At 44.4% G+C, this 26,927-nt stretch carries 24 protein-coding genes, 1 tRNA gene and 2 rRNA genes (1 of these 27 cut by a window edge); 8 read left to right on the forward strand and 19 right to left on the reverse strand.

The window, feature by feature from the left end; genetic code table 11:
* The 6 genes from FGL80_RS02790 to menB all read right to left on the reverse strand — a co-directional run.
* Positions 1-364, reverse strand: a 23S ribosomal RNA gene (locus FGL80_RS02790); it reaches 2,546 nt to the left of the window's first position.
* Positions 365-552: 188 nt separating this feature from the next.
* Positions 553-624 (reverse strand) — tRNA-Ala (locus FGL80_RS02795).
* A gap of 113 nt (positions 625-737) precedes the next feature.
* A 16S ribosomal RNA gene (locus FGL80_RS02800) occupies positions 738-2,287 on the reverse strand.
* Together the 16S and 23S rRNA genes with 1 tRNA gene alongside form the textbook arrangement of a ribosomal RNA operon.
* Before the next feature lie 508 nt (positions 2,288-2,795).
* A complete protein-coding gene (locus FGL80_RS02805) occupies positions 2,796-3,983 on the reverse strand; it encodes a pyridoxal phosphate-dependent aminotransferase (protein ID WP_055308547.1) in 1,188 nt (395 codons plus the stop codon).
* Between the two features lie 8 nt (positions 3,984-3,991).
* Positions 3,992-4,783: a carbon-nitrogen family hydrolase gene (locus FGL80_RS02810; protein WP_055308546.1), complete on the reverse strand. Its 792-nt coding sequence runs from the start codon at positions 4,781-4,783 to the stop codon at positions 3,992-3,994.
* Between the two features lie 191 nt (positions 4,784-4,974).
* Positions 4,975-5,808 (reverse strand): 1,4-dihydroxy-2-naphthoyl-CoA synthase, encoded by an 834-nt coding sequence (gene menB / locus FGL80_RS02815; RefSeq protein WP_055308545.1) that lies wholly within the window; start codon positions 5,806-5,808, stop codon positions 4,975-4,977.
* A 36-nt stretch (positions 5,809-5,844) separates the two neighbouring features.
* On the opposite strand from menB, the gene FGL80_RS02820 reads away from it, so the two are divergent.
* Positions 5,845-6,219 (forward strand): PaaI family thioesterase, encoded by a 375-nt coding sequence (locus tag FGL80_RS02820; RefSeq protein WP_055308544.1) that lies wholly within the window; start codon positions 5,845-5,847, stop codon positions 6,217-6,219.
* Between the two features lie 21 nt (positions 6,220-6,240).
* Here the strand turns inward: FGL80_RS02820 and asp3 are convergent, their stop codons facing one another.
* From asp3 to FGL80_RS02840, 4 genes are all read right to left on the reverse strand, one after another.
* Positions 6,241-7,275 carry an accessory Sec system protein Asp3 gene (gene asp3 / locus FGL80_RS02825; RefSeq protein ID WP_147001790.1) on the reverse strand — a complete coding sequence of 345 codons (1,035 nt, stop codon included), beginning with the start codon at positions 7,273-7,275 and terminating at the stop codon, positions 6,241-6,243.
* Between the two features lie 5 nt (positions 7,276-7,280).
* The gene (gene asp2 / locus FGL80_RS02830; RefSeq protein ID WP_055308542.1) at positions 7,281-8,807 is read right to left on the reverse strand and encodes an accessory Sec system protein Asp2; all 1,527 of its coding nucleotides are present in this window, start codon (positions 8,805-8,807) and stop codon (positions 7,281-7,283) included.
* A 31-nt stretch (positions 8,808-8,838) separates the two neighbouring features.
* The gene (gene asp1 / locus FGL80_RS02835) at positions 8,839-10,323 is read right to left on the reverse strand and encodes an accessory Sec system protein Asp1 (protein WP_055308541.1); all 1,485 of its coding nucleotides are present in this window, start codon (positions 10,321-10,323) and stop codon (positions 8,839-8,841) included.
* Between the two features lie 154 nt (positions 10,324-10,477).
* A complete protein-coding gene (locus FGL80_RS02840; protein ID WP_055308540.1) occupies positions 10,478-11,107 on the reverse strand; it encodes a GNAT family N-acetyltransferase in 630 nt (209 codons plus the stop codon).
* A 136-nt stretch (positions 11,108-11,243) separates the two neighbouring features.
* On the opposite strand from FGL80_RS02840, the gene FGL80_RS02845 reads away from it, so the two are divergent.
* Positions 11,244-11,789 carry a TetR/AcrR family transcriptional regulator gene (locus FGL80_RS02845; RefSeq protein ID WP_055308539.1) on the forward strand — a complete coding sequence of 182 codons (546 nt, stop codon included), beginning with the start codon at positions 11,244-11,246 and terminating at the stop codon, positions 11,787-11,789.
* A gap of 94 nt (positions 11,790-11,883) precedes the next feature.
* Here the strand turns inward: FGL80_RS02845 and FGL80_RS02850 are convergent, their stop codons facing one another.
* From FGL80_RS02850 to FGL80_RS02885, 8 genes are all read right to left on the reverse strand, one after another.
* Positions 11,884-12,456 (reverse strand): xanthine phosphoribosyltransferase, encoded by a 573-nt coding sequence (locus tag FGL80_RS02850; protein WP_010000020.1) that lies wholly within the window; start codon positions 12,454-12,456, stop codon positions 11,884-11,886.
* 9 nt (positions 12,457-12,465) lie between these two features.
* Positions 12,466-13,389 carry a magnesium transporter CorA family protein gene (locus FGL80_RS02855; RefSeq protein WP_010000019.1) on the reverse strand — a complete coding sequence of 308 codons (924 nt, stop codon included), beginning with the start codon at positions 13,387-13,389 and terminating at the stop codon, positions 12,466-12,468.
* Positions 13,373-13,831, reverse strand: a complete 459-nt coding sequence (locus FGL80_RS02860; protein ID WP_055308538.1) for a GNAT family N-acetyltransferase — start codon at positions 13,829-13,831, stop codon at positions 13,373-13,375. The genes FGL80_RS02855 and FGL80_RS02860 overlap by 17 nt, the downstream gene beginning before the upstream one ends.
* Before the next feature lie 169 nt (positions 13,832-14,000).
* On the reverse strand, positions 14,001-14,840 hold the full coding sequence (locus tag FGL80_RS02865; protein ID WP_010000016.1) for a YidC/Oxa1 family membrane protein insertase: 840 nt from the start codon (positions 14,838-14,840) through the stop codon (positions 14,001-14,003).
* Positions 14,837-15,187 (reverse strand): ribonuclease P protein component, encoded by a 351-nt coding sequence (gene rnpA, locus FGL80_RS02870; RefSeq protein ID WP_010004820.1) that lies wholly within the window; start codon positions 15,185-15,187, stop codon positions 14,837-14,839. The genes FGL80_RS02865 and rnpA overlap by 4 nt, the downstream gene beginning before the upstream one ends.
* Positions 15,188-15,307: 120 nt before the next feature.
* A complete protein-coding gene (rpmH, locus tag FGL80_RS02875; RefSeq protein ID WP_002816117.1) occupies positions 15,308-15,442 on the reverse strand; it encodes a 50S ribosomal protein L34 in 135 nt (44 codons plus the stop codon).
* Between the two features lie 207 nt (positions 15,443-15,649).
* Positions 15,650-16,366 carry a YebC/PmpR family DNA-binding transcriptional regulator gene (locus FGL80_RS02880; protein ID WP_010004821.1) on the reverse strand — a complete coding sequence of 239 codons (717 nt, stop codon included), beginning with the start codon at positions 16,364-16,366 and terminating at the stop codon, positions 15,650-15,652.
* A gap of 82 nt (positions 16,367-16,448) precedes the next feature.
* Positions 16,449-16,982, reverse strand: coding sequence for an rRNA large subunit pseudouridine synthase E (locus tag FGL80_RS02885; protein WP_010000008.1), 534 nt, complete (start codon positions 16,980-16,982; stop codon positions 16,449-16,451).
* A gap of 493 nt (positions 16,983-17,475) precedes the next feature.
* On the opposite strand from FGL80_RS02885, the gene dnaA reads away from it, so the two are divergent.
* From dnaA to gyrA, 6 genes are all read left to right on the forward strand, one after another.
* On the forward strand, positions 17,476-18,822 hold the full coding sequence (gene dnaA, locus FGL80_RS02890; RefSeq protein ID WP_010000007.1) for a chromosomal replication initiator protein DnaA: 1,347 nt from the start codon (positions 17,476-17,478) through the stop codon (positions 18,820-18,822).
* A 189-nt stretch (positions 18,823-19,011) separates the two neighbouring features.
* Positions 19,012-20,145 (forward strand): DNA polymerase III subunit beta, encoded by a 1,134-nt coding sequence (gene dnaN / locus FGL80_RS02895; RefSeq protein ID WP_147001791.1) that lies wholly within the window; start codon positions 19,012-19,014, stop codon positions 20,143-20,145.
* Positions 20,146-20,285: 140 nt separating this feature from the next.
* The gene (gene yaaA / locus FGL80_RS02900; protein ID WP_010000003.1) at positions 20,286-20,747 is read left to right on the forward strand and encodes a S4 domain-containing protein YaaA; all 462 of its coding nucleotides are present in this window, start codon (positions 20,286-20,288) and stop codon (positions 20,745-20,747) included.
* A complete protein-coding gene (gene recF, locus FGL80_RS02905) occupies positions 20,729-21,856 on the forward strand; it encodes a DNA replication/repair protein RecF (RefSeq protein WP_055308537.1) in 1,128 nt (375 codons plus the stop codon). The genes yaaA and recF overlap by 19 nt, the downstream gene beginning before the upstream one ends.
* Before the next feature lie 25 nt (positions 21,857-21,881).
* Positions 21,882-23,891 (forward strand): DNA topoisomerase (ATP-hydrolyzing) subunit B, encoded by a 2,010-nt coding sequence (gene gyrB, locus FGL80_RS02910; RefSeq protein ID WP_055308536.1) that lies wholly within the window; start codon positions 21,882-21,884, stop codon positions 23,889-23,891.
* Between the two features lie 95 nt (positions 23,892-23,986).
* Complete coding sequence (gene gyrA, locus FGL80_RS02915) at positions 23,987-26,509, forward strand: DNA gyrase subunit A (protein WP_147001792.1); 2,523 nt, start codon at positions 23,987-23,989, stop codon at positions 26,507-26,509.
* Positions 26,510-26,642: 133 nt separating this feature from the next.
* On the opposite strand, the gene FGL80_RS02920 is transcribed toward gyrA, so the two are convergent.
* Positions 26,643-26,897 carry a PspC domain-containing protein gene (locus FGL80_RS02920; protein ID WP_055308534.1) on the reverse strand — a complete coding sequence of 85 codons (255 nt, stop codon included), beginning with the start codon at positions 26,895-26,897 and terminating at the stop codon, positions 26,643-26,645.
* Positions 26,898-26,927: the final 30 nt, after the last annotated feature.

The following is a 26,927-nucleotide window of genomic DNA, read 5'->3' on the forward strand; positions in this document are numbered from 1 at the left end:
CCCTCTATAGCCAAGCTTCCCAGCTTGTTCTGCTATAAAACACTTTTGTAACTCCTATATATCAGTCCTACAACCCCAGAGTGCAAGCACTCTGGTTTGGGCTCTTCCCTTTTCGCTCGCCGCTACTTAGGGAATCGATTTTTCTTTCTTCTCCTGCTGCTAATGAGATGTTTCAGTTCACAGCGTGTTCCGTCATTATCCTATGTATTCAGATAATGACAACTCTCTTCGAGTTGGGTTTCCCCATTCGGAAATCTCTGGGTCATAGCGTACTTACCGCTCACCAAAGCTTATCGTAGTTAGTCACGTCCTTCATCGGCTCCTAGTGCCAAGGCATCCACCACGCGCCCTTATTAACTTAACCTATACAACCGAAGTTGTGGTTTAAGTTTATGAGTTGGTCATTTTTCAGACCTGCGATTAAACCGTTCTTTATTAAAGAACTTTTTTGTGTTGTTTCTCGGTTCAATTTAATTAATTTTTCAATTATTTAAAAGAATTTGTTACTATTCAGTTTTCAATGTACAACCGCGACAACCTTTCGGCTGTCTATGGAGAATAGCGGGATCGAACCGCTGACCCCTGCTTGCAAAGCAGGTGCTCTCCCAGCTGAGCTAATTCCCCATAGGATCATTTTTGACCATGATACCTATTACAGTACCACACTCAAAACTAAACAAAACTTTGAACTGCCAAATTTACAATCTAATGTACTGTCACTTTCCGATTATCCTTAGAAAGGAGGTGATCCAGCCGCAGGTTCTCCTACGGCTACCTTGTTACGACTTCACCCTAGTCATCTGTCCTGCCTTAGACGGCTCCCTCCATAAGGTTAGGCCACCGGCTTTGGGCATTACAAACTCCCATGGTGTGACGGGCGGTGTGTACAAGACCCGGGAACGTATTCACCGCGGCGTGCTGATCCGCGATTACTAGCGATTCCGACTTCGTGCAGTCGAGTTGCAGACTGCAGTCCGAACTGAGACGTACTTTAAGAGATTAGCTCACCCTCGCGGGTTGGCAACTCGTTGTATACGCCATTGTAGCACGTGTGTAGCCCAGGTCATAAGGGGCATGATGATCTGACGTCGTCCCCGCCTTCCTCCGGTTTGTCACCGGCAGTCTCGCTAGAGTGCCCAACTGAATGCTGGCAACTAACAATAAGGGTTGCGCTCGTTGCGGGACTTAACCCAACATCTCACGACACGAGCTGACGACGACCATGCACCACCTGTCACTTTGTCTCCGAAGAGAACACTTCTATCTCTAAAAGCTTCAAAGGATGTCAAGACCTGGTAAGGTTCTTCGCGTTGCTTCGAATTAAACCACATGCTCCACCGCTTGTGCGGGTCCCCGTCAATTCCTTTGAGTTTCAACCTTGCGGTCGTACTCCCCAGGCGGAATACTTAATGCGTTAGCTTCGGCACTAAGAGGCGGAAACCTCCTAACACCTAGTATTCATCGTTTACGGTGTGGACTACCAGGGTATCTAATCCTGTTTGCTACCCACACTTTCGAGCCTCAACGTCAGTTGTTGTCCAGTAAGCCGCCTTCGCCACTGGTGTTCTTCCATATATCTACGCATTCCACCGCTACACATGGAGTTCCACTTACCTCTACAACACTCAAGTTAACCAGTTTCCAATGCCATTCCGGAGTTGAGCTCCGGGCTTTCACATCAGACTTAATCAACCGTCTGCGCTCGCTTTACGCCCAATAAATCCGGATAACGCTCGGGACATACGTATTACCGCGGCTGCTGGCACGTATTTAGCCGTCCCTTTCTGGTATGGTACCGTCGAACTAAAATCATTCCCTATTCTAGCATTTCTTCCCATACAACAGTGCTTTACGACCCTAAAGCCTTCATCACACACGCGGCGTTGCTCCATCAGGCTTTCGCCCATTGTGGAAGATTCCCTACTGCAGCCTCCCGTAGGAGTTTGGGCCGTGTCTCAGTCCCAATGTGGCCGATCAGTCTCTCAACTCGGCTATGCATCATTGTCTTGGTAGGCCTTTACCCCACCAACTAACTAATGCACCGCGGACCCATCTCTAGGTGACGCCGTAGCGCCTTTCAACTTTGTATCATGCGATACTAAGTTTTATTCGGTATTAGCATCTGTTTCCAAATGTTATCCCCAGCCTTGAGGCAGGTTATCCACGTGTTACTCACCCGTTCGCCACTCGCTTGAAAGGTGCAAGCACCTTTCGCTGCGCGTTCGACTTGCATGTATTAGGCACGCCGCCAGCGTTCATCCTGAGCCAGGATCAAACTCTCAATTTAAATGAATTAAATTCATCGTTTGAAGATGTACTCTTCGATTAAACTGACTAATTGCTATATCTCTATAACGACTATCCGTTTATTGTTTGTTACGAATTGACTTCGCAAATTTGTTTCAGTTATTACTGCTAATAACTAGTAACAGATTCGTTTGTTCAAAGTTTTGTTCAGTTTTCAATGTGCTACTTGTTGTCGCTGAGACAACTATATTATCTTATCACGCGGTTGATTACTTGTCAACACCTTTTTCAAAATGTTTTTTCGTAATCATCCCCGCTGCGCTTTCGCACCGCTAAGACAACTTTATTATTCTACTACGTCGCGTTTCGCTTGTCAACTACTTCTTTCGAAATTTCTTTCAGAAATCTCTCACTGTAACCGCTTGCTTATCCGTCGCCGTTAGAACATATACTAATATACCGCCTTTCTCACCTCTCGTCAACCCCTTTTTTCATGATTTTAAAATTACAGGCCAATCCGTGTCCGGATTGGCCTGTAATGCTATCGTTTAGTGCGTTTTAAATACTGGTAATTCACCAATTCGACGTGCAGCTTCAACTAACCGTGTTACGTCAGTCGTTAGACTGACCCTCACGTACCCCGCTCCTGCATCCCCGAACCCTGACGCATCGGCCACTGCCACATTTGCTTCTTCTAAGAGTAAATCTGCAAAGCTTGCAGACGTATAACCCGCTGGTACTGGCATTAACACATAAAATGCCCCCTTAGGGACATACGGTTCCCAATTATAGGCGCGAACAGCTTGGACAAAAGCATCACGCCGTTGTTGATAGACTTGCACCAAGTTTGCAACCGCACTATTTTGATCATGATAGTGTGCTAATGCCGCAATGGCTGCATCTTGAACAGCCGGAAATAGCGAAACAAACAAATGATCTTGAATGACATTAATCGCTTCAATCATGTCAGCATTTCCAACGGCAAAACCGACACGCCACCCAGCCATATTAAATGTTTTTGAGAAGGTATAGGTTTCAATACCAACAGTCTTTGCGCCCGGTGTTTGCATAAAGGATCGTGGTTGATGCCCATCAAACCCAATGGCCCCATAAGCAAAGTCCGATATAATTCCGACTTGATTTTGCTTCGCAAAGGCTACTGTTTGCTCATAAAAGTCGGCTGTTGCCACAGCCCCCGTTGGATTATTAGGATAATTCATATAAAGAAGTTTTGCGCGTTGTGCCATATCAGCCGGAATGTCATCGTAGTCAATTAAGAAGTCGTTATCTCTTTTCAATTCAACTTGTTCAACCGCAACACGACCTAACGCTGCCCCCGACCAATAATCAGGATAACCAGGATTTGGTAACAACAAGGTTTCGCCTGGATTCATTAAGGCCAAAGGCAATTCAACTAAGCCAATTTTACTTCCTGCTAACACGGCAACTTCTGTTGCAGGATCCAAAACCACGCCATAAGTATCAAAATAAAATTGCGCAATGGCTGTCTTAAACCGCATCTCACCACGAAACGCAGAATATTGATGATCGGCCGCCACGGCTGTTGCCTGTTGCATCGCCTGGACGATGTAATCTGGCGTGGGTAAATCCGGGTTCCCTTGCCCAAGATTAATCACGTCAGCACCAGCTGCAATTTTAGCGTTTACTCGACTCACCAATGAGGCGAAAAATTGTTTTGGCAGTGTTTTAAGTAAATCTGATTGTTGAAAATGCATAATCTCTCCTAATAATACAATTCAGGGCGCCGATCATGAAACACCGGAATTTGGCCACGTACTGTCTTTTCGTCGGCTATATCAATTGTCACAACAAGTAGGGCTTCATCCGTATCACTCGCTTGTGCCACAATTTGACCCAGTGGATCAATCACCAGCGATCGACCACCAAATTGATTGTCTGCGTCACGCCCAACCCGGTTGGCAGCAACCACAAAGGCCTGATTTTCAATGGCACGTGCTTGCAATAAAATCTGCCACTGGTCAATGCGTTGAATTGGCCACTCAGCTGCGACGTAGAGAATTTGTTGTGGGCCCTCGGCCATCATGGCCCGTAGCCATTCTGGAAACCGAATATCATAACAAATCACCCCAGCAGCTGACACACCCGCTAATTCAAAGGTATTTTTTTGATCACCCGCAGCAATGTATTGCTCCTCAGCCATTAATCCAAAAAGATGCGCCTTATGATAGGTACTGACAAGCTGGCCCATTTGGTCCACCACATACATCGTGTTATAAAACCGTTCCCCTTGTTGTGTGGCAACAGAACCGCCCACAATATTCAAATGATATTTTTTAGTGAGCTGTGCTAATAATTGCTGCGTGCTTGCACCTGCACGATCAGCTAACGTTGGCAACTGATCTAACGCATATCCTGTTTGCCACATTTCTGGATAAACAAGGACATCAACGCCAGCAGCAGCGGCCCGTTGGGCATACTGCGCCACCGTCACTTGATTTATCTCCGGTTGTCCTAAAGCAATGTCCATTTGGGCAATAGCAATTTTTAACGTCATGATTGATCCTTTTATCTGTTATTGTGCATTATATGAGATTTTTTGTCAAATAATTTTCATCTAAAACTCATATTTAACAATCAAAATACACGGTTGCCAGCTTTTTAACAACTTTAACGCGCAAAAAAACACCACGACTCATCGTGGTGTTTTTTCGTAACAGGCAAACCTGCTGGGTTCGCCATTATGATTTATGGAAACTTTGGGTATTGATCAAAGTTTGGTGTTCGCTTTTCTTTAAAGGCATCACGGCCTTCTTTGGCTTCGTCAGACGTATAATACAGCAGTGTGGCATCACCAGCAAATTGTTGCAAGCCAGCCAAACCGTCAGTATCCGCGTTCATGGCCGCTTTAATAAAGCGCAAAGCAGTTGGCGATTTAGTGAGCAGTTCGTCAGCCCAGACCATTGTGGCATCTTCGACTTCAGCAAGTGGCACCACTTTATTAATCCAATTCATGTCATAGGCTTCTTGTGCTGTATAGAAATGGTTTAAGAACCAAACTTCCTTGGCACGCTTGTGCCCAATTACACGGGCAAGATAACCTGAGCCATAACCCGCATCAAAAGACCCAACCATGGGACCAGTTTGGCCAAACTTGGCGTTGTCAGCCGCCACGGTTAAATCAGCCACCAGTTGCAAAACGTTTCCGCCACCAACTGACCAGCCTTTGACCATGGCAATGATTGGCTTTGGAATAATCCGCATTAAGCGTTGCAAATCTAAGACATTCAAACGTGGAATGCCGTCGCCACCAACGTAACCACCATTACCACGTACCTTCTGGTTCCCACCAGAAGAAAAGGCTTCATCCCCTGCACCAGTCAGGATAATCACCCCGATGCGTGCATCGTCACGCGCAATCGTGAAAGCATCGATCATTTCAGCCACCATGCCAGGGGTAAAGGCATTATGTGTGCTAACATCGTTCATCGTGATTTTTGCAACCTGCCCAGGATTTTTCCCGTCAGCATTCGTTTCAAATAAAATTTCGTTGTACGCTTTTACGGCGTGCCAAGTTGTCATATGTTATACTCCATTCAGAAAGGGGATTTTAGTCCTATGAACATTATAGAACTTTTAGGCTTAAAAACCACATTATTATCAGCAGAAAAAACAATCGTTACCGTCAACGTGACCGCACAACTGATGCAACCTTACGGCCTTGTGCACGGTGGCGTGAATGCCCTTTTGGCCGAAACGGCCGCTTCACTAGGGGCCAATGCCACGCTCCCTGAAGGGCAAGTCGCTGTTGGTGTTGATTTAACTACTCATCACCTTGCCCCTGTATCTCAAGGCACCCTGGTGGCCACCGCCACGCCAATTAGCGTTGGCCATCGCTTACAAGTTTGGCAGGTCACCATTCATGAAGCCCAGACGAACACGCTCACAAGTACGAGCACCGTTACCCTGACAACCAAAACACTAACTATTTAACACGCCAAGCAATTTGGCGTGTTATTTTTTATTTTTGGTAAAAAATTGCGTCAAACCACGTTTCTTAGGATGTGCCGCATCATACGCTGCTTGACGGCGCACCTCTTCTGGGGTTGGCGTGTCATAATGCAGTGCATCTAATCGTTCATACGCTGGGTGCGATAATAACACCGGCGTATCCAAATTGGGCGCAATGGGGTGTCCCAAATAACTTACCCGCGTGACCGTCCGCGCCATCTTAAGTGCTGGCGTTGGTGCCAAATTGACATCGTCACTAATAACTGCCGCACTGCCTTTAATCTGACTTTGATAGTAGAGCGCCGCATAACTCGAAATTGGTCCATAGCCGACAAACTCAATGTGACGGGCGCGGACTTTGCGACGGGCCGCTTTCACACTCGCAATTATTTCGGCTTCATGTTGTCGATAAAACGCTGCCTGCGGCAAACTGCTGGCAATGTATTGGACCGCTTGTTGCGTTGTTTTAATCCAACGCGACATGTAATCGGTCACACCATGCTCAGGTTCTGAAAAAATGACCCGTAGTGTTTTAGACGTGACAACTTTTGGAATATGCACATCACTATAAAAACGTGGAGCAATCTCCATGTCACTGTCGCGTAAGATGCCATTTATCTTTGGGCGAATCAAAATATCATGAAAAGTAAAATGCCCAGCCCCGGCGGCATGCAATCCAATCGTGTAAAAATCATAATTCTCTGGCACCGTCACGGTGATTTCATCTTGGTTTTGACTATTGTTCAGTAAAACTTGATGTTGCTGATCATAAAAAGTGACGACTAAATAAGCAAACATTCGCTCACTATTTTCAATGTGTCGTGTGATCGTATACGTTTCACCGGGCACTAGTTGTGGCAAATCAGCTAATTGCTGCTGCTTGTCATAGGCTTGTTTTGAATGCCAGGTCACCACGGCTTGCCCACTCGGCAAGAAGTAGTGTTCATAAAACACCGTGTCCAAAGCACGAAAATCAACGGTTGCCCCTTGTAATTCTAACAAGTGCGTTTGTGGCGTCCAATAAATTTGATATTGCATAAGTCTTATTGTGCCTCCTGTCGGATGATATCACGCCACTTGGCTAGCGCTGCCGTCATAAATTGCACCATTTCGGGAATTTTAGCCGTATGTGTCCCAACTTCTTGTTGATGTGTTAATGGTGTATCGCGTGACTGAAAGAAAGCCAATAATTCCGGCAAACTCTGCCCGTCATATTCATCATCTGTCATGGTTAACAGATCTACCGCAATTTTTGACCAATCGACATTTTGAATATGTTCCCAAAAAATCTGATTCAACGGTTCTGTATCTTCCGGATCCATTCGACCAGCTAAATAACGCCGAACATCCAACGTCCAATCTTGATTATAGCCGTGAGGGAAATCAGAATTAGCAGTAAATGTCCCCAGATTAATAATGGGTTTGGCAATCACGACGGCACGCGGCTTAATATCAGCCGCGTAATACATCGCTGGGAAGCTCCCCATTGAATAACCCGTTAAAATAACGTCTTCTGGTTTTAAATTCAGCGTCGCCATTGCCCGTTTAATCGTTTCAATTACGGTTTTTTCATATAATTCGGTCCCAATATCAAACGCACCACCTTGCATCCGCGTATCCGTAAAGAGCAAATACGGTGTCCCAAGTTCACGCAGTGGCCCGCGCATTTCAAAGCCATCCACATGCAAGCGAATACCAGAAAAATTCACAATTAATGGTGCCTGACGGTCACCTGGGTCGAAATAACTTAAAATTTCCTCGTTTTCAGCCGTTAATTGCCAATCATCCCCTGGCATCAACACCCCTACGCCGTGGCGTGACCGCCGTTGGTGTAGCACATGCAAATCCAAGACACCGTGTCCCCGTGCTAAAACAATAATTTGATAATTATCGTAGTCCTGCAAACCACCAACCGTTGTTAACTGACGTAATTGGTCCCCAGTAACGGTCTGGCGTAATTGAATATGCCCATCACGAAAGAAAACAAACTGCAACTGAACTTCCGCCGTGCCACTTTGTTCATAATCTAACCACACCACGTTCTCTGTTGTCGCTGCAAAATCGGCAGCAAATGTTTTTAACGCGCCAATTTGTTGCCATGCATCCCCAAAATCACCACTGAAACGCGCTGAAAAACGTCCTTGACGTTCAAAGTGCGTTGTTTCTGATGGCATCGGGATAAACTGCGTTTCACTAAATCGGGTTGAAAACCCGATTTGTTCAAATTGAAAATCGCTTAAAATCCGTTCAGCTACTGCACGTGGCGTTTTTTCAGCAATACGAAAAGCCTGACGTTCATCTAAAATTGCTTGAAATTCTGGGGTGATTTGTTGTGCAAAATATAAAACGCGTCGCGCTGGCCAGTCGTTGATTTGACTAGATAACAACGTACTCTCAAGCGTCTCATCGGTTAGCACAACATAGGTTTGTTCTAAAACATACGGATCCTTTTGCAAGGCCAGTCGGGTGGGTAAATCTAAAATTGTGGTATATTGCCAATCAATTTTGGCTGTTTTAATTTGTGGTGTCCAATTCTCGGCACCTATTTGAAGTACTGAAATTTCTGCCATTTATCCTACCTTGCACGATGCCACATCGTCGTCATGATGACTGACGCTGCTGCTTGATTTTATTAAAGACTTGTTGCCACTTAATCCATAGATACTCATCACTCATCGTTTGGCCTAATTCTCGAGCCGTTTCTTTCACGACTTGATCACGTTGTGACGCTGTTAAGTAGCCTTGTAATGCCGCTACTAATTCCGCTTGGTTTGTCACAATTTGCCCATTTTTTTCTGGCAAAACATACTCAGTGACCGTGCGGTTAATTTGCGGCACGGCATAAGCAAGCGCGGCTGTTTGCATAAACTGATCAGGGGTCTCACCGAGATCAAGCAAAACCCGTGCATTTGACATATATTGTAAACGCTGCGCTTCATCTTGTGGTGGTATAAACTGGAAACGGCCTTGATAAGCCGCTTGACTGGCTTCATCAACTAATCCATGCGCATTCGTTGCGGTTTGACTCGCAATTTTAATTAACGCATCAAATTCGGTATGCGGTTGCGCCGTTTCAATGAACACAATGGCCTCTGGTTGCAGCGTCATGGCGATACGAACTGCTTCAAAATCGGCCTGATTCAAATCATCGGCCACCCAATAGATAATTGCAATTGGCAATTGTAGGTTGGGCAGTTCCGCTGTTTGCACCGGAAATGGTGGAATAATTGCCAATTGCTCTGGATTCGCCAATTGGGCCACAATCTTATCATATTGGGCTTGGGTATCCGTCACGGCGTGTGACACGATACCAGTGATTTGTAATAACAAGGCTTGCGCTAACTGCGGGTTCGTTCGTTGTGCTTGATAACTCAATATCACCGGCTGCTTGGGTGAGATTTGACTAATTAAAAACATTGATCGTTGACTCTGGGCGATGATCAAGTTCTCTTCCGCAGGGACGTTATCTAAATGATGTGCCAATGCTGCCACCACGAGTTCCGCCATATTTTTAAATTGGGTTTGCGCAGTCCAGTTCTGCTGCGTGGTCACCGCCCCAGAGACACAATCCTCTTGCACAGCAACTGCACCACTAGGGGTTAAGTAATCTTGGCGTATTTTGTCACCTTGCGCATTAAACGTCGTGACCCGTGAGACAAAACCACGGTAATCAATCAGCAGTTGTTGGGTGCGTTTATCGTCGGTCCACAAATCGATCGCCACGATGCGCGTACGCCATGCTTGATCTAACCACACCGTTGCATAAAGTTGATCATCAACTTGCACTAAAATACGATCCGGCAAATAAATAAATTGTGCCTGCGCTGGCCAGGTAAAATCAGTGACCGCCACTGGGCGATCGGCAGTAAGTCTTACCCGCTGCAACACATCATGTACCGCCCAAATTTTGGTTTCAGTCAATGCCGTATGCAATAAAATTTGATTTAAATGTGGCAAAAAATCAATCACAATCAACTCGACTGCTTGACCTTGCGACAGAAAAAGTTGTGCTTGGTGCACACTATCATTGAATTCAGGTAAACGTCTGGCGTAATCTTGCCAATCCGGAATAATATGTATTGTCACGGGGCTCTCCTTTCTCATGACCAGTACGACGTGTTTCATCAATCTATCGGCCGTCATAAGAAAATTATCATTGTTCCTATTATACCAATTAACCCGAGACATTAACAAAACAGACACGTTGCAAAATAGCGACGTGTCTGTTTTGTGAAGTCGTTTAAACTTGTCGGACCAACGCCCAAGACTTGACTTGGGTTGTTTGAAAAGCGAGTACGCGCTCATCGATCACTTGAAAAGCATTTTTCTGGTAAAAAGCCACGTTGCGTGCCGTATTGGTAATTAATGATACCTGTTGGCCACCGTGCTTTTTAACATATGGTAAAACAAATTGGGTTAATGTTTTTGATCCAATTTGCTGGCCTTGATGTGCTGGATTGACTGCTAATAAATTAACATGCCAATTGGCCTGCTGATCTTGTTGTGGGACTTTTTCGGCATCATCTAACATCTGTAAAAATCGGCCCAATTGATGGGTCAAGACGTACGGCAGTAATTTTAAACCGCCATATTTCAAATACTGCCAAATACTGGCGGTGGGTAATTGCGGCGAATCTAAAATGACCACCGACACAATTTGTTGCTGCTCTTCAACAACAAACGCTTTTTTAAGGTGAACGTTGACGGCAACATGTACCGCATGTAATTGCTGAATAAAGCGCTGATAGTCTGCCTTTTTTGTAAAAGTTTGTCCAATCGTTTGTTGGTATAACGCATAATGCTGAAAGGCATCGGCAACTAACGTCGATAAATAATTAATTTCTGGCACAACTGCTAATCTAAAATGCATGGCTTGCTCCTTTAACCGCGGTTTGAAAACTTAGCTTATCCCCAGTCTATCGCGCTGAATGGCATGTTACAATAAACACATCTCGTTGATGTGTCGCTTATCGCACACATCTCAGCCAATTGAGGAACAACAGGTCATGGATCGCAGACAAATTAAAACGCAAGCGCAAATTAAACAGGTCTTTATTCAGTTATTGGCCGAACAGCCCCTTGATAAAATTACCGTGGCGCAATTAGCCGATACCGCCGATATTAACCGCGGTACTTTTTATCGCTATTACCGCGATATGTATGATCTACACGATCACCTTGTGGCGAGTTTAATCAGCGATATCACCCAAATTTTCAGTCAAAATTATCCGACAACAGCAGAAAACCATGCGATTCTCAAAACATTAAGTCACCAGCTTGTGGCCTACATTGGCAGCCACCAAGACACAGTGGCCGTTTTGTTACGTCAGCCAACCATTGGCGCCGCTGTTTTCCAGCAAGTGAAAGTTGCCTTTATTCAAAAAGCTTGTGCGCTCGAAGCCACTTTACCCAACAATATCCCCGATACGGTTGAAATCAATTTTATTGTGTCCGGCATCATGGGCCTGGTGATGGACTTTGTGACACAAGACTTAGCCATTTCAGCTACAACACTTGATCAACATATCTATGCCTTACTCCGTAAATTTTAATCATGCGGCCTCACACAGACACATCCCCTCTTCTTTATTCACAAAAAGCGCAGCGGTTAACCACTGCGCTTTTTGTGTTTCACGTGAAACATGTTTATGAATCGAATTCAACTTGCCCATCGCGAAATGCTTTAATCCGCGCTAAACTAACCACCGGCAAACCACGGTCATCTAACAATTGCCGACCCTTTTGGAATGACTTTTCAATCACAATCCCAGCACCTACCGCAACCGCTTGTGCTTGATCAACAATATCAAGTAACCCAGCCACTGCTTGCCCATTCGCCAAGAAATCATCAATAATCAACACGCGTTCTCCGGCACCAAGAAAGCGCTGGTCAATCATCACGTGATTAGTTGTCTGCTTCGTATACGAATAAACGTCAGCTGTCCAAACCCCGTCGGGTAACGTCAACGACTTGTTTTTGCGTGCAAAAACTACCGGCACGTGCAGGGCCAAACCGGTAAAGACAGCCGGTGCAATGCCTGATGACTCCACCGTCAAAATTTTATCGATCTGGTCATTTTGAAAATGTTGCGCAAAAGCTGACCCAATCGCCTGCATCAATTCAGGGTCAATTTGATGGTTCAAAAAAGCATCGACCTTCAAAATATCGTTGCCAAGCACTCGACCTTCTTGTTTAATCCGTTCTTCTAACTGTTTCATGCGTTATCCTTACTTTCTGAAAAAGCCGTTCAGTGCTAACAACAGACTCACAAGTCCCATTAACAGCACCGTAATCAAGATAGAAATCCACCAACTGTTTTGCATATCGGCGAACGGTAACCATTTGACATTTTCACCATAAAAACCACTCACAATCGTTGGCACCGTCAAGACAATTGAATAGACTGTGAGGACTTTCATGGTCCAGTCCAAATCGCGACTACTCAAGTTACCATAGGCGTCAACAACAGAATTAATCACCGCCACTGCTAAATCAGCCATGTGCTCAGCTTGACTAATTTCAACGCGCACATCATCAATATGCTCAATCTCAAAATTAGACAGCTTATCCTTAAAATCGTGCTTAAAAGTATCTAACATCACATGATTATTAGCTAATGAATTTTGAATGTAAATCATTTGCGTCTGCAAACGTAACAAATCGTTCATTTGCTTTGTTGTGCGTTTTTGATGTCCCAATTGCGATTGAATCACCCGCCGCTTGCGGTTAATTTCAGTAATTTGTTCGACATAGCGCATCATCAGTGTATATAAGCCCGTCATCACAAAATCAATGGCCGTAATATCCGTATCAGCGACCCGTCCTTGCCGATTTTCCGGCGCTAACAGTACCGCTTGCACATAATCAGTCACGGTGTGTGAAAAGGTATATAAATCGCCATGGGCAAATAAAATTCCAATCGGCCGTGTTTCCACCACATCATCATGATACGAAATCACGTCAATCACCATTAACGCTTCTTCAGCCGCCGCGTCATATTCCATCCGAACAGCTTCATTATGATCGATAGCATACCCAATCATTTCATCAGTTAATTCGTGATCTGCTACCAAGACCTTAGTATCTTCAGGGGTCAAATTCGATATATGATGCCACGTAAAGCGGCTAAATTTTTTAACTGTTTCGATCATCTCTATACGTCACATTGCTTGGTTGCGCAAAATTATCGCGGGCGACAATACGAAAACCTTCACGTTCATAAAAGCGTTGTGCTGCCACATTAGCCTGCACAACTTTCAGTTCTAATGGCCGTTGCACTTGCTGCCGCGCCCAATTCAGTAAGGCTTTGCCCACACCTTGTTGCTGCCAACCAATCTTCACAAAAAGTAAATGCAAAAAACTATCCCATTCAGATAAGGCTGCAAAGCCGACAATTTCATCAGCCACAACAGCGACTTGCACCAATTCACCCACACTCACCCGCTCAAAATCCGCATACTGTGGCTTTTTTACCCATGGAAAATAGGCCTGCCGGCTAGTGAGATAAATCTTGGCCACACTAGGCACATCTTGTGGCCGCATTGGCCGTAAGTGTACCGTATGATCTGGAGAAGTTGTTGCATCTTGTGCCATTCAATGTTTGACTACTTTCATTAAAATTCAACGCCTAACCATTACGATAATAATCGCTAGCGCATAACAGCATTTATTATAACAGTTTTTCTGTGTGACTGTAACCGCCTCTAAAGACACAAAAAAAGAACAACTTTCTATTAGAAAGTTGTTCTGCTGTAAGCATTGTTTATCGGCGCGTTCCGCGCTTTGCTTTTTTAATTTTACGTTGCAATTCACGTTCTTTTTGCTTGAGTAATTCGCGTTCACGACGAATCTTAAACGGATTTTGCAAGAAGAATGTTTGAATTGTCTGGAAGACGTTACCAACAACCCAGTAAAGTGACAAAGCACTTGGTACCGCAATGGCTGAAAAGAAGATCACCACGGGGAAAATATAAGGCATCGCCTTTGTCATCCCGTTTTGTTCTGGCGTTGACTGCATTGACAACCATGATGAGGCAAACGTAAAGACTGCCGCTAAGATTGGCAAAACATAGTAAGGATCATGACTACCCAATTGCAACCACAAGAACTTACCTGACTTCAACACAGGTGATGTGTAAATGGCTTGGTACAAAGCAATCAAAACTGGCATTTGTACAATTAATGGTAACAATGACGCAAATGGGTTAACCCCAGCTTCTTTATACAAAGCTTGTTGCTCTGCCATCATTAATTGACGGCTTTCAGTATCCTTACCTGGATACTTTGCTTGCAACGCTTTCAAGGCTGGTTGCACCCCTTGCATTTTCATCATTGAATGGACTTGATAAACCATCAATGGCAAAATCAAGAAACGAATCAAAATGGTGAAAATAATGATACCCATGCCGTAGTTGTTGCCAAACCAAGCGGCTGACCCCAAAATAGCTGATGTAAAGGCCGCAACAATTGCGCCCCACAGCCCATTAGAAGCAACATGCCCGTGAAAAGAGGCACTGGCAATGACAATAATCACTAACGCCACGGCTGCTAGGATAAGGGGTAACGGGCCAATCTTTTTTAGAATATTTTCAAAACGTTTCATCGGTCTTCTACTTTCAAAATATTAGCTAATTTTAGCACATGTGTGATTTGTTCTTTGATGAATTTTTGGCTTTTTTTGGCAACAGCTGGGCGCGCAATAATTAATAAGTCCAACTCTTGCGGTAATTGTGGTTTCAGTTCTAAAATACTTTGTCTAATGCGCCGCTTGACCCAAACACGATCATGCGCCTTCCCAACCTTCTTACTCACTGACAAACCCAAACGAAAATGCTTTTGCTCAGGCTTTTGGAGCTGGTAAAGAATAAAATATTTATTTGCGACAGACTGATGCTTATTAAAAACGATTTGAAATTCAGCCGGTTTTTTTATTCGGAAAGTTTTTCTCATTAGATTTAGTCTCTCTTGAGGGATATGTACGCGGTTTTGGCCGCATCGCGATGCCGGCCTACCCTAGCAGTCCTCACGCTTTTAAAAAAATAAAAAAGCCACTGCATAGCAGCGACCTTGTTAGGCTGATAGAACCTTGCGGCCCTTTGCACGACGGCGAGCCAAAACTTTACGACCGTTGCTCGTGCTCATACGCTTACGGAATCCGTGTACGCGTTCACGATGGCGCTTCTTTGGTTGGTATGTACGCTTCATGTGTGTTCACCTCCATTCGCGATTTTTACCTGCAAAAACTTTGCAATTCGATTTTAATCATATCATGGATCACATCTATAAGCAAGCGTATCCGTGTAAATCAATCGCTGACTCATGTGTGACTCAATCCAATATGACCATTGTACGCTATCTCAGCATTTTGAACAACAAAAAAAGCCATCGACTGATGGCTTTTTCATCCCCTGCTTAGAGTGCAACGTTATGATGTACCTTTTGGACATCATCATCGGCTTCAAGGGCATCCACGAGCTTTTCAAATGTTGCCAAGTCTTCTCCTTCAAGCGTGACTTCGGCTTGTGGTAGCATCGTAATTTCTGTCGTTGAAAATTCTGACACACCGTTTTGACGAAGGGCCTCAATTGCCTTATGCAAATCAGCTGGTTCGGTATAAACGACCACTTGATCGTCTTGTTGTTCCGCATCACGGACATCAACTTCGGCTTCTAACAACGTTTCCAATACGGCATCCGCATCGTCACCTTCAAAGACAACAACGCCAGTTTCATCAAATAAGTAGCTGACAGAACCAGCGGCACCGTAAGTCCCACCGTTCTTGTTAAAGGCTGTGCGGACATTCGTAGCTGTGCGGTTAACGTTAGATGTCAACGTATCAACAATCAATAATGACCCATTTGGTCCAAAGCCTTCATAGCGCCCTTCGATAAAGGTTTCATCCCCTGAACCCTTGGCCTTTTCTAACGCACGTTCGATAACATGCTTTGGCACTTGTGCTTGCTTGGCACGTTCAATGACGAACTTTAACGTTGAGTTTGCTTCTGGATCAACACTGTTGCCTTGCTTGGCAGCCGCGTAGATTTCGATCCCATACTTACTGTTGACTTTGGCGGCAGCCCCATCGGTCTGCGCCTTTTTCATCTTAATGTTTTCCCACTTACGTCCCATGGTCTCACCTCATCTGTTTTTGTTTATCTCTTCAATATTATCACGGTTACATCGTATTTTGTACGATAAAATACGCGCTGCTTCATTTAATCACGCGATATTCACCTGGCTTCAAGTCAGCCAAATGATAGTCCCCAATGTGCGTCCGGATCAAACGCAAAGTTGGCAGCCCTACCGCAGCAGTCATCCGACGTACTTGCCGATTACGGCCTTCCTTAATTTTAAGTTGAATAAAACTTGTGGGTTGGTTTTTGCGCACACGAATCGGATTCTCTCGTGGCCATAGCCATTTTGGATACGGGATGCGCTTAGCTTTTGCCGGCAGTGTCCAGCCATCCTTTAATTCAACCCCATTTTCGAGTTGCTTTAATTGCGCCTTGGTTGGCACGCCCTCAACTTGTACTACATATGTTTTATACGCCTTATTCTCCGGATCAGTCAAAGCATGGTTCAACTTGCCACTGTCGGTTAACAGCAACAAGCCTTCACTATCCATATCCAAGCGACCAGCCGCATAAACACGTGGGATATCAATATAATCTGCTAGCGTTGGCCGACCATCAGCATCTGTGAACTTCGTCAACACATTATAGGGTTTGTTAAAAAGTACGATCATACGCTTAATTATAGCAAACATCCTAGGTAAAAACAGGCGTTTTTTTGAAGGCCTTAAACTTTTCTTTAGAATTCACAAAGTTGTCCAAAACAAGTTACCAGCCTGTGAAGGATCAACGTTTCTGGAAACATTAATCACAGGGGTGTTCACAAGTTATCCACATATCCACAGGTTGTGGTTGCAAAATTGTGGATAATGTTTATAACAAACCTCAAATATTGTCCTTACACACTTTTACATGTGTACAACATTGTTTGTTTGTGGATAACTCGTACATTTGTTCGTTCTAGTATCCACATCACCTCATTTCTTTTGTCCACATCTGTTGAAAGGTCGTAAAATTGTCTTTTGCTTGTGGAAAACTCAATTTCTTACTGTTATAATTAGTTTTGCTACTTCTTCTTTAAATACAGAAAAGTTGATCGGCACATCACGGCAAATGGACTATTTGTCGTTATTTTGGCATTGTGTCGAATATATAGGAGAGATTTTCGTGACAAAACCCATTACAAAAGAGGAATTATGGAATCAGGTCAAAGCTAAGTTCTATCAAGAAATTGGTCCTGTTTCATTTGATACCTATATCGAACCCTTAACACCCATTACCTTAACTGAATCACGGATTGTTTTGGAAGTGCCGGCAGAAGAAAGTGCCGACATTATTGACAACTGGAATAAATCTTATGCCATGAGTTTTGTGCAATATGCCATGGAAATTGCCGAAGGCTTTATTAAACCAGAACTCCGCGTGGCTGAAAGTCTACCAAAGTCAACGCCAATTCAAACGGAAAACCTCACATTTACCCGCGAATCCGATCTCAATGAAAACTTCACGTTTGATAAATTTGTTGTCGGCGCTGGTAATGAGAATGCTTACGCGATTGCGCGCGCTGTCGCTGAAGATCCCGGCCGTGTTTATAATCCGTACTTGATTTACGGTGGGGTTGGTTTGGGCAAAACCCATTTGATGCAAGCCATCGGGAATGCCTATTCCAAAACAACGCCATCAGCCCGGATTAAGTACGCCACGGCGGAAGACTTTTTGAATGATTTCACTGAATCATTGCGGGCAGGTGAAGGGGCGACGGCAGCCTTCAAAAAAGAATACCGGACTGTTGATCTCTTATTAATTGATGATATTCAGTTCTGGTCAGGCAAAGAAAAGGTGCAGGAAGAATTCTTTAACACCTTTAATGTCTTAACCAAAACTGGCAAGCAAATCATTATGACCTCCGATAAGCTGCCAACAGAAATCGTGGATTTGCAATCACGTCTGACGTCACGCTTTGAAGCGGGGATCTCAATGGATATTCAAAAGCCTGATTTACCAACGCGAGTGGCCATTCTCAAGAACCTTGCAGAAACCGATAATTTAACCATTCCAAATGACGTGTTGGAATTAATCGCTGACAAAATTGATTCTAATATTCGAACACTAGAGGGGACATTCCACCGTTTTGAGGCGATGTTGCGTTTCCGTAATAAGCCCGCAACGAAAGAAACCGCCCAACAAATTTTAGGCGATTTAAATATTAATCAAGGGTTTAAAATCACTGTCGAACGCATTCAACAAGTGGTGGCCGATTATTACATGCAAACAATTGATGATCTGAAGAGTACCAGTCGGAAAAAAGATTTAGTGACTGCCCGGCACGTCGCGATGTATCTCACCCGGACACTCACCAACGAAAGTTTGCCTGATATTGGCCGTGCTTTTGGCGGACGGGATCACTCATCGGTCTTGCATGCGACTAACAAGATTACCGAGAAGGCTGAGTCTGATGCACGCACAAAAGAAATGCTTGATGCCTTAACAGATGAGATTAAAAACGGGAAATAACGTGTGTGGATAACATGGGATAACCAGCGTGGTTTTCCCACAACGTTGTGAACAACTGTTTACTAGTCAGCAGTTACCCACATGGTGTTTTCCACAACTTAAACACCCCTTATTATTACTACTAGATATCTTTATTTAAATTATTTAAAAAGCTACCCAGCTAAGGGCCAAAAATAGAGGAGCATAATTATGCAATTTTCAATTAATCGCCAAGTGTTTATTAAGTCACTTAATGATGTCTCACGTGCGATTTCATCACGCACAACGATTCCTATTTTGACCAACATCAAAATTGTCTTGTCGCAAGATGAATTGATTTTGACGGGATCAAACAGTGATATTTCAATTGAAACGCGAATTGAACAATCTGATATGTCTGCACAATTAGTTATTGGCTCAACGGGTGGGATTACCTTACCAGCAACTTTTTTTGCCAATATCGTTAAAAATCTGCCAGCTGATGATTTAACGTTGGCCGTTGATGGGTTACGGGCAAGTATCACGTCTGGTGCTTCAGCCTTTACAATTAATGGGCAAGATGTGCGGAACTATCCACAATTGCCAGAATTAGACGATGTGCAAAGTTTGAGTGTTTCCGCAGCGCAATTGGTCGATATCATTTCACAAACTAAAATCTCTGCCTCAACACAAGAAAGTCGACCAATCTTAACAGGGATTCATTTGGCCTTAAATGGTAATGATGTGAAGGCCGTGACAACAGATTCACATCGTTTGTCACAACGCATTGTGACGTTGACGGGGACTGATGCACAAGTGAACGCGGATGTGATTATGCCAGCAAAGTCTTTCAATGAGTTGCAAAGTCTCTTAGAAGGGCAAGACCGCGTGGACATTAAGTTGGCCAAAAACCAAGCAGTCTTTGATCTGGGTCACACAACGTTTTATTCACGCCTGTTGGAAGGAAACTATCCAGAAACGGATCGATTAATTCCAACTGAAAGTACGACGCAGTTAACCATTGATGCGGGAACCTTACTTGGGGCCATCAACCGTGCGAGTCTGTTGAGTCACGAAAGCCGTAATAACGTAGTCCAATTGACCATGACCGATGGTGTCGTTACCCTAACTGGGACATCACAAGAAGTGGGGCAAGTGCAAGAAGAGTTACAAACAACGTCAGTTGAGGGTGAGAATCTAGAAATCTCATTTAACCCCGATTATGTCCGTGATGCGCTCCGTGTCTTTAACGGTAAGTTAGTTGATTTGAAATTTACCACGAATTTGCGACCATTCACGGTCACGCCGGCTGGAGAAGTGGATAATAAGCAGTTGCAACTCATTACACCAGTGCGAACGTTTTAATTCGTGATACGCGTTTTAAATAAAATTAAGTCAAAGTAAACCATTACCCTTAAAACGACCTAAAATCGCTTAAAGCTGATTTTAGGCCGTTTTTTTAAGAATTAGCGGTGAAAAAATGGTATAATACAAAGGTAACCGATATGACGAAAACGATAGAAATTACAACTGAATACATCACACTCACACAACTTCTAAAAGAAGAAAATATTATTTCTTCAGGTGGTCAAGCAAAATATTATCTGATGGATTTTCCTGTCTTACTCAATGGTGAACCGGAAAATCGTCGGGGGAAAAAGCTGTACGACCATGATGAAATCATCGTTGATGGCGAAACCTATATTATTTCGTTAGCTGAAAATGCTGATGAACTAATTGCTCAGGCACAACAAGAAAAGGATGAACGTGCCCTGGCCGCCAAGAAAACAGTCCGCGATGATCGCATCAAAGCGCAAAAAGCAGCGGTGGCAAAGGCGCGTAAAGAGGCACGCTTTGCTGAGTTGCGTAAACAAAACAGCTCACGTGCTGGTGGTTTTGGGCGACCAAAGCCAGGGCGTCGCAGTAACGGGCCAAAAGGACCGGGTTCTTGGAACTCACATCGTTAACGCTCACGAATTACCGGAATTATGCTGATTTGACGCTTGATTTTAGTGCGGGTGTGAATGTGTTTTTAGGTGAGAACGCGCAAGGCAAGACGAATTTGTTGGAAAGCATCTACGTCTTGGCTTTAGCGCGTTCTCATCGTACGAGTAGTGATAAAGATTTAATTCGTTGGCAAGCCAATTCGGCCACAATTAGTGGTCGCGTTAAGAAAAATGTCAGCGAAACACCGTTAGCTTTGCATTTTTCGACTAAAGGCAAAAAAGCACGGGTGAATCATTTAGAGCAATCAAAGCTATCACAATACATTGGCCAATTAAATGTCATTTTGTTTGCCCCTGAAGATTTGGATCTTGTTAAAGGTGCGCCCAGTGTGCGGCGACGTTTTATTGATATGGAGTTCGGTCAAATGAACCCACTGTATCTCTATAACACGACGCAGTATCGGCGCATCTTAAAGGATCGAAATGCGTACCTTAAACGTTTGCAAATGAAACAAACGACTGATAAGGTGTTTTTGTCGGTTTTGACAGCGCAATTAGTCGATGTTGGGGCCCAAGTTTTGCTCGCGCGTCGCAGATTTTTAGAACGTTTGCAAGCAGCGGCCCAGCCGATTCATGCAGAAATTTCTAATCAACAGGAAACGTTGACGCTAGCTTACCAAACTGGGGTTGCCTTTGAACGCGATGATGACCTTGAAACGGTTAAGGCAGCGTTTGAAGCGGCATTAGCGCGTCAGGAAGCCCGTGAGATTATGCAGGGTACTACCTTAGTGGGCCCACATCGCGATGACATTAAATTTATTGTCAACGAGAATGATGTTGCCGTTTTTGGCTCACAGGGTCAGCAACGCACAACAGCATTAGCGGTCAAATTGGCCGAAATTGACTTGATGCAGGAGGAGACGGGTGAATATCCCGTGTTGCTCTTAGATGACGTGTTAAGTGAATTAGATGCCAATCGACAAACGCATCTCTTATTAGCCATTCAAGATAAGGTGCAGACGTTTATTACGGCACCGACATTGAGTGATGTGGCGCGACAATTGATTCATACCCCGAAAGTGTTTCACGTGCAACATGGTGAAATTACGTTAGAAGAGCACGCTGAGTAATCAGCAGGTACATAAAGGATTTATTATGTCTGAAGAAAACAAGCATGATGTAGAAAATATTGACGGAATTGTCACAGATGACGAAGAAATTCGCAGTGCAAGCACGGTTGATGCGAATGCTGGTGATTATAATGCAGACCAAATTCAAGTCTTAGAAGGCCTTGAAGCCGTTCGTAAGCGTCCGGGGATGTACATTGGGACAACAACAGCCCAAGGCTTGCATCATTTGGTCTGGGAAATTGTGGATAACGGGATTGATGAAGCCTTGGCAGGCTTCGCGTCACATATTACCGTCACCATTGAAAAAGATAATTCAATTACCGTGACGGATGACGGTCGTGGGATTCCAGTTGACATTCAGACTAAAACTGGGAAGCCAGCGCTAGAAACTGTCTTTACCGTTTTGCACGCCGGTGGGAAATTCGGCGGTGGCGGCTATAAGGTTTCTGGGGGGCTACACGGTGTTGGGGCTTCGGTTGTTAACGCTTTGTCGACTGACTTAGATGTTCGGGTTGTGCGAGATGGCCAAGTCTACTACATGGACTTTCAAGTTGGCCGTGTGAATACCAGCATGGTGAAACTAGATGAAGTGCCAACTATTGAACGTGGCACGATTGTGCACTTTAAGCCAGATGCCGATATTTTCCGTGAAACAACGGTCTATAATTACAACACGTTGTTAACACGTGTGCGTGAATTGGCTTTCTTGAACAAGGGCTTGCGCATTTCCATTACGGATAAGCGTCCGGAAGAACCAGTCACAGAAAGTTTCTACTTTGAAGGTGGCATTAAAGAGTATGTCAACTATTTGAATGCCGAGAAAACGGTTGTTTTCCCTGAACCAGTCTATGTTGAAGGGGAAGAAAATGGGATTGTTGTCGAAGTTGCCTTGCAGTACACGACAGACGTCAAAGATAGTCTACGGACGTTTACCAACAACATTAACACCTATGAAGGTGGGACCCATGAAACAGGCTTTAAAACAGCGCTAACGCGTGTGATTAACGATTATGCGCGTAAGAATGGGCAGTTAAAGGAAAACGCTGAAAGCTTGACAGGTGAAGATGTCCGTGAAGGCATGACGGCCATTGTCTCAATCAAGCATCCTGACCCACAATTTGAAGGTCAAACCAAGACAAAGCTTGGTAATTCTGATGCGCGTCAGGCTACTGATCGGATGTTTTCTGAAACATTCAGCCGTTTCATGATGGAAAATCCGTCTGTGGCCAAGCAAATTGTTGAAAAGGGTATTTTAGCGCAAAAGGCTCGCCTTGCTGCTAAGCGTGCGCGTGAAATGACACGCAAGCAATCTGGCTTAGAAATTGGTAATTTGCCAGGTAAATTGGCCGATAATACGTCAAATGACCCAGCGATTTCGGAATTATTTATTGTCGAGGGTGACTCGGCCGGTGGTTCAGCCAAGCAAGGGCGTAATCGTTTGACGCAAGCCATTTTGCCGATCCGTGGTAAAATCCTGAACGTTGAAAAGGCAACCTTAGATAAGGTGTTGGCCAACGAAGAAATTCGTACCATTTTCACTGCAATGGGCACTGGTTTTGGGGATGAGTTTAACGTCGAAAAAGCGAATTACCATAAAGTCATTATCATGACGGATGCCGATGTCGATGGCGCTCATATTCGCACGTTGCTATTAACGTTGTTCTACCGTTATATGCGACCATTGATTGATGCCGGCTACATTTATATCGCTCAGCCACCATTGTATGGGGTGGCTTTGGGTAATTCAAAGACCCGAGAATACCTTGACTCAGATGAAGAGTTAGAGGACTTTTTGGCACAATTACCTGCAAATATTAAGCCAAAGGTTCAACGTTATAAGGGACTTGGGGAAATGGATTTTGATCAGTTAGCTGATACAACCATGGATCCCTTGCACCGGCGATTGTTGCGGGTTGATCCTGCCGATGCCGAAGCAGCCGATAGTATCTTTGATATGTTGATGGGTGACGATGTCGCACCACGTCGTGAATTTATTGAAGAAAATGCTGTCTTCGTTGAAAACTTAGACATTTAATTAATGCGTATTTGGCGGTCATAACAGCTTAAAACGCTATGGCTGCTTTTTTGCAGCATCATGCTATCGCAGAAGAACTTTACAAGGAGTAAACAATGTCTGAACAAAATGACGCGCGTATTCGTAATGCGAATTTGTCAGAACAAATGAAAACATCATTCTTGTCATACGCTATGTCAGTAATTGTGGCGCGTGCCTTGCCTGATGTCCGTGATGGTATGAAGCCAGTTCATCGTCGTATTTTGTATTCAATGATTGAACAAGGTAACACACCCGATAAGCCGCATAAAAAATCAGCGCGTATTGTCGGGGATGTCATGGGTAAATATCATCCGCACGGTGATTCAGCGATCTATGAATCAATGGTGCGGATGGCGCAACCATTCTCATACCGACACATGCTAGTCGACGGTCACGGTAACTTTGGCTCTGTCGATGGCGATGGTGCTGCGGCGATGCGTTATACCGAAGCCCGTTTGTCAAAAGTGGCGATGGAGATGGTCCGTGATTTAAATAAAGATACGGTCAACTTCGTTCCCAACTATGATGGTGAAGAACGTGAGCCAGAAGTCTTACCAGCTCGGTTCCCAAACCTGTTGGTTAACGGGGCAACCGGTATTGCGGTTGGGATGGCAACCAATATTCCAACCCATAATTTAGGGGAAGTAATTTCAGCTATTCACGTCTTAATGAATAATCCTACGGCCACGACGTCAGATTTGATGGAAGCTTTACCAGGCCCAGATTTCCCTACTGGTGGGATTGTGATGGGTAAGTCTGGTATTCGTCGGGCCTATGAAACTGGCCGTGGGCGGGTAACCGTTCGTGCCAAAGTGGATATTGAGCAGACAAAGACTGGTAAAGAACAGATTATCGTGACGGAATTACCTTATGCCGTCAATAAAGCCCGTTTAATTGAACGAATTTCCGAATTGGCACGTGATAAGCGCATTGAAGGCATTACAGGTATCCGTGATGAATCAGATCGTGACGGTTTGCGAATCTCAATTGATGTGCGTCGTGATGCGTCAGCCAGTGTTATTTTGAATAACTTGTATAAGGAAACGTTGCTGCAAACGAACTTTAGCTTCAACATGTTGGCGATTAATGGTGGTAAGCCACAAACCATGAGTTTGAAGGCTATTTTGGAAGCCTACCTGACGCACCAACGTGAAGTCATTCGTCGTCGAACAGCCTTTGACTTACAAAAGGCCCAAGCACGCGCCCACATTTTAGAAGGGTTACGTATTGCCTTAGACCATATCGACGCCATCATCACGATCATTCGGTCATCGGCGACTTCTGAAGAAGCCAAGACCCGTTTGATTGATGGCTATGCTTTATCAGATAAGCAAGCGCAAGCGATTTTGGATATGCGTTTGGTCCGTTTGACCGGTTTGGAACGTGACAAGATCGAAGATGAGTATCAAAAGTTAGTCGAATTGATTGCTGATTTGAAGGACATTTTGGCCCATCAAGAGCGTGTCGATCAATTGATTTACGATGAATTACTCGAAATCCAAACGAAATTTGGTGATGAACGTCGTACAGAGCTTCAAGTTGGGGATGTGACAACCCTGGAAGATGAAGATCTGATCGAAGAAGAAGATGTGATTATCACGTTGACGCGTAATGGTTACATTAAGCGTGTCCCACAAGCGGAATTTAAGGCACAAAACCGTGGTGGCCGTGGTGTGCAAGGCATGAATGTCAATGATGAAGACTTTGTGGACCAAATGGTTGCCACATCAACGCATGATACGTTGCTTTTCTTCACTAATAAGGGCAAAGTATACCGGATGAAGGGGTATGAAGTGCCAGAATATGGCCGTCAAGCCAAGGGAATTCCTGTTGTAAACCTATTGCATTTTGAAGGCGATGAAAAGATCCAAACAGTCATCAATGTGCGTGGGGAAGCAACAGACAGTCATGATTACTTGTTCTTCGTGACGCGTCTAGGCGTCGTTAAGCGGACAGCGGTCAGTGAATTTGCCAATATTCGAACGAACGGTTTGAAGGCCTTAACGTTGCATGACGATGATGAAGTTTTGTCTGTTCAAATTACGGATGGGACACAAAGTGTGTTAATTGCAACAAAGGACGGTTATTCTGTGCGCTTTGTTGAAGCAGATGTCCGAATCATGGGTCGTGCTGCTGCCGGTGTGCGTGGAATTCGTTTGCGCGAGAATGACTTAGTCATTGGCGCAGACGTCGTGGACGACACCGAGAACGTGCTGGTCATCACGGAAAAAGGTTACGGGAAGCAAACACCAGCTACTGAGTATCCAATCAAGGGTCGTGGCGGTAAAGGTATCAAAACAGCGAATATTACTGATAAAAACGGTGTGTTAGCTGGGATGACGATCGTCCGCGGTGATGAGGATATTATGGTGACAACGACACAAGGCGTGATGATTCGCTTTGTCGTGGCATCCGTGAGCCAAACTGGTCGTGCAACCCTGGGTGTGCGTTTGATTCGCTTAGAAGATGGTGCCAAAGTGGCAACATTAGCAAAGGTTGAACACGAAACAACGGAAGATGTTTCACGTGAAACAGAAGAAGTGATTGAACAAACGACTCAAATCGTTGAACAATTAACGGATGATTTAGAAGATTAATCAAGCATCATCCAGACATACAAAAAGCCCGCTGATGATCATCAGCGGGCTTTTTGTGCGCTATAAACAGTGTTTATGCGCTTGCTAACGGGATACTAAATGATACGAGGCAATGACTGTTTACACACACCAATTATTCATCATCTGGTGTAACGTCACGCCGTGCCCCTGTTTCATAAGTATGATAGGTGGTTTGACGTGGTTCATCGGGGATGATAATCCAAGCCAAAAGATAGAAAATAATGCCTGGAAAGGCCATTAGAGAGATAATCACGTAAATAATACGGGTTAAGGTCACATCCCAACCGAAATATTCGGCAATCCCACCTAGAACGCCGCCGAGAATACGGTTTGAACGAGAACGTGTTAAATGCTTCTTTTTTGACATGATAGGTCTCCTTTTATTGAATGAAAAATT

Origin of the sequence: Leuconostoc lactis, from assembly GCF_007954625.1 — a bacterium.
In the GTDB taxonomy this organism is placed as follows: domain Bacteria; phylum Bacillota; class Bacilli; order Lactobacillales; family Lactobacillaceae; genus Leuconostoc; species Leuconostoc lactis_A.

Bases quoted from the DNA above. Each gene is read 5' to 3' on its own strand.
- FGL80_RS02885 (WP_010000008.1), bottom strand. From the start codon at position 16,982: ATGATCGTACTTTTTAACAAACCCTATAATGTGTTGACGAAGTTCACA.
- rnpA (WP_010004820.1), bottom strand. From the start codon at position 15,187: ATGAGAAAAACTTTCCGAATAAAAAAACCGGCTGAATTTCAAATCGTT.
- FGL80_RS02860 (WP_055308538.1), bottom strand. From the start codon at position 13,831: ATGGCACAAGATGCAACAACTTCTCCAGATCATACGGTACACTTACGG.
- FGL80_RS02845 (WP_055308539.1), top strand. From the start codon at position 11,244: ATGGATCGCAGACAAATTAAAACGCAAGCGCAAATTAAACAGGTCTTT.
- menB (WP_055308545.1), bottom strand. From the start codon at position 5,808: ATGACAACTTGGCACGCCGTAAAAGCGTACAACGAAATTTTATTTGAA.
- FGL80_RS02850 (WP_010000020.1), bottom strand. From the start codon at position 12,456: ATGAAACAGTTAGAAGAACGGATTAAACAAGAAGGTCGAGTGCTTGGC.
- asp2 (WP_055308542.1), bottom strand. From the start codon at position 8,807: ATGGCAGAAATTTCAGTACTTCAAATAGGTGCCGAGAATTGGACACCA.
- FGL80_RS02840 (WP_055308540.1), bottom strand. From the start codon at position 11,107: ATGCATTTTAGATTAGCAGTTGTGCCAGAAATTAATTATTTATCGACG.
- yaaA (WP_010000003.1), top strand. From the start codon at position 20,286: ATGACGAAAACGATAGAAATTACAACTGAATACATCACACTCACACAA.
- gyrB (WP_055308536.1), top strand. From the start codon at position 21,882: ATGTCTGAAGAAAACAAGCATGATGTAGAAAATATTGACGGAATTGTC.
- gyrA (WP_147001792.1), top strand. From the start codon at position 23,987: ATGTCTGAACAAAATGACGCGCGTATTCGTAATGCGAATTTGTCAGAA.
- FGL80_RS02805 (WP_055308547.1), bottom strand. From the start codon at position 3,983: ATGCATTTTCAACAATCAGATTTACTTAAAACACTGCCAAAACAATTT.
- FGL80_RS02810 (WP_055308546.1), bottom strand. From the start codon at position 4,783: ATGACGTTAAAAATTGCTATTGCCCAAATGGACATTGCTTTAGGACAA.
- FGL80_RS02820 (WP_055308544.1), top strand. From the start codon at position 5,845: ATGAACATTATAGAACTTTTAGGCTTAAAAACCACATTATTATCAGCA.
- asp3 (WP_147001790.1), bottom strand. From the start codon at position 7,275: ATGCAATATCAAATTTATTGGACGCCACAAACGCACTTGTTAGAATTA.
- FGL80_RS02855 (WP_010000019.1), bottom strand. From the start codon at position 13,389: ATGATCGAAACAGTTAAAAAATTTAGCCGCTTTACGTGGCATCATATA.
- FGL80_RS02865 (WP_010000016.1), bottom strand. From the start codon at position 14,840: ATGAAACGTTTTGAAAATATTCTAAAAAAGATTGGCCCGTTACCCCTT.
- rpmH (WP_002816117.1), bottom strand. From the start codon at position 15,442: ATGAAGCGTACATACCAACCAAAGAAGCGCCATCGTGAACGCGTACAC.
- dnaN (WP_147001791.1), top strand. From the start codon at position 19,012: ATGCAATTTTCAATTAATCGCCAAGTGTTTATTAAGTCACTTAATGAT.
- FGL80_RS02920 (WP_055308534.1), bottom strand. From the start codon at position 26,897: ATGTCAAAAAAGAAGCATTTAACACGTTCTCGTTCAAACCGTATTCTC.
- FGL80_RS02880 (WP_010004821.1), bottom strand. From the start codon at position 16,366: ATGGGACGTAAGTGGGAAAACATTAAGATGAAAAAGGCGCAGACCGAT.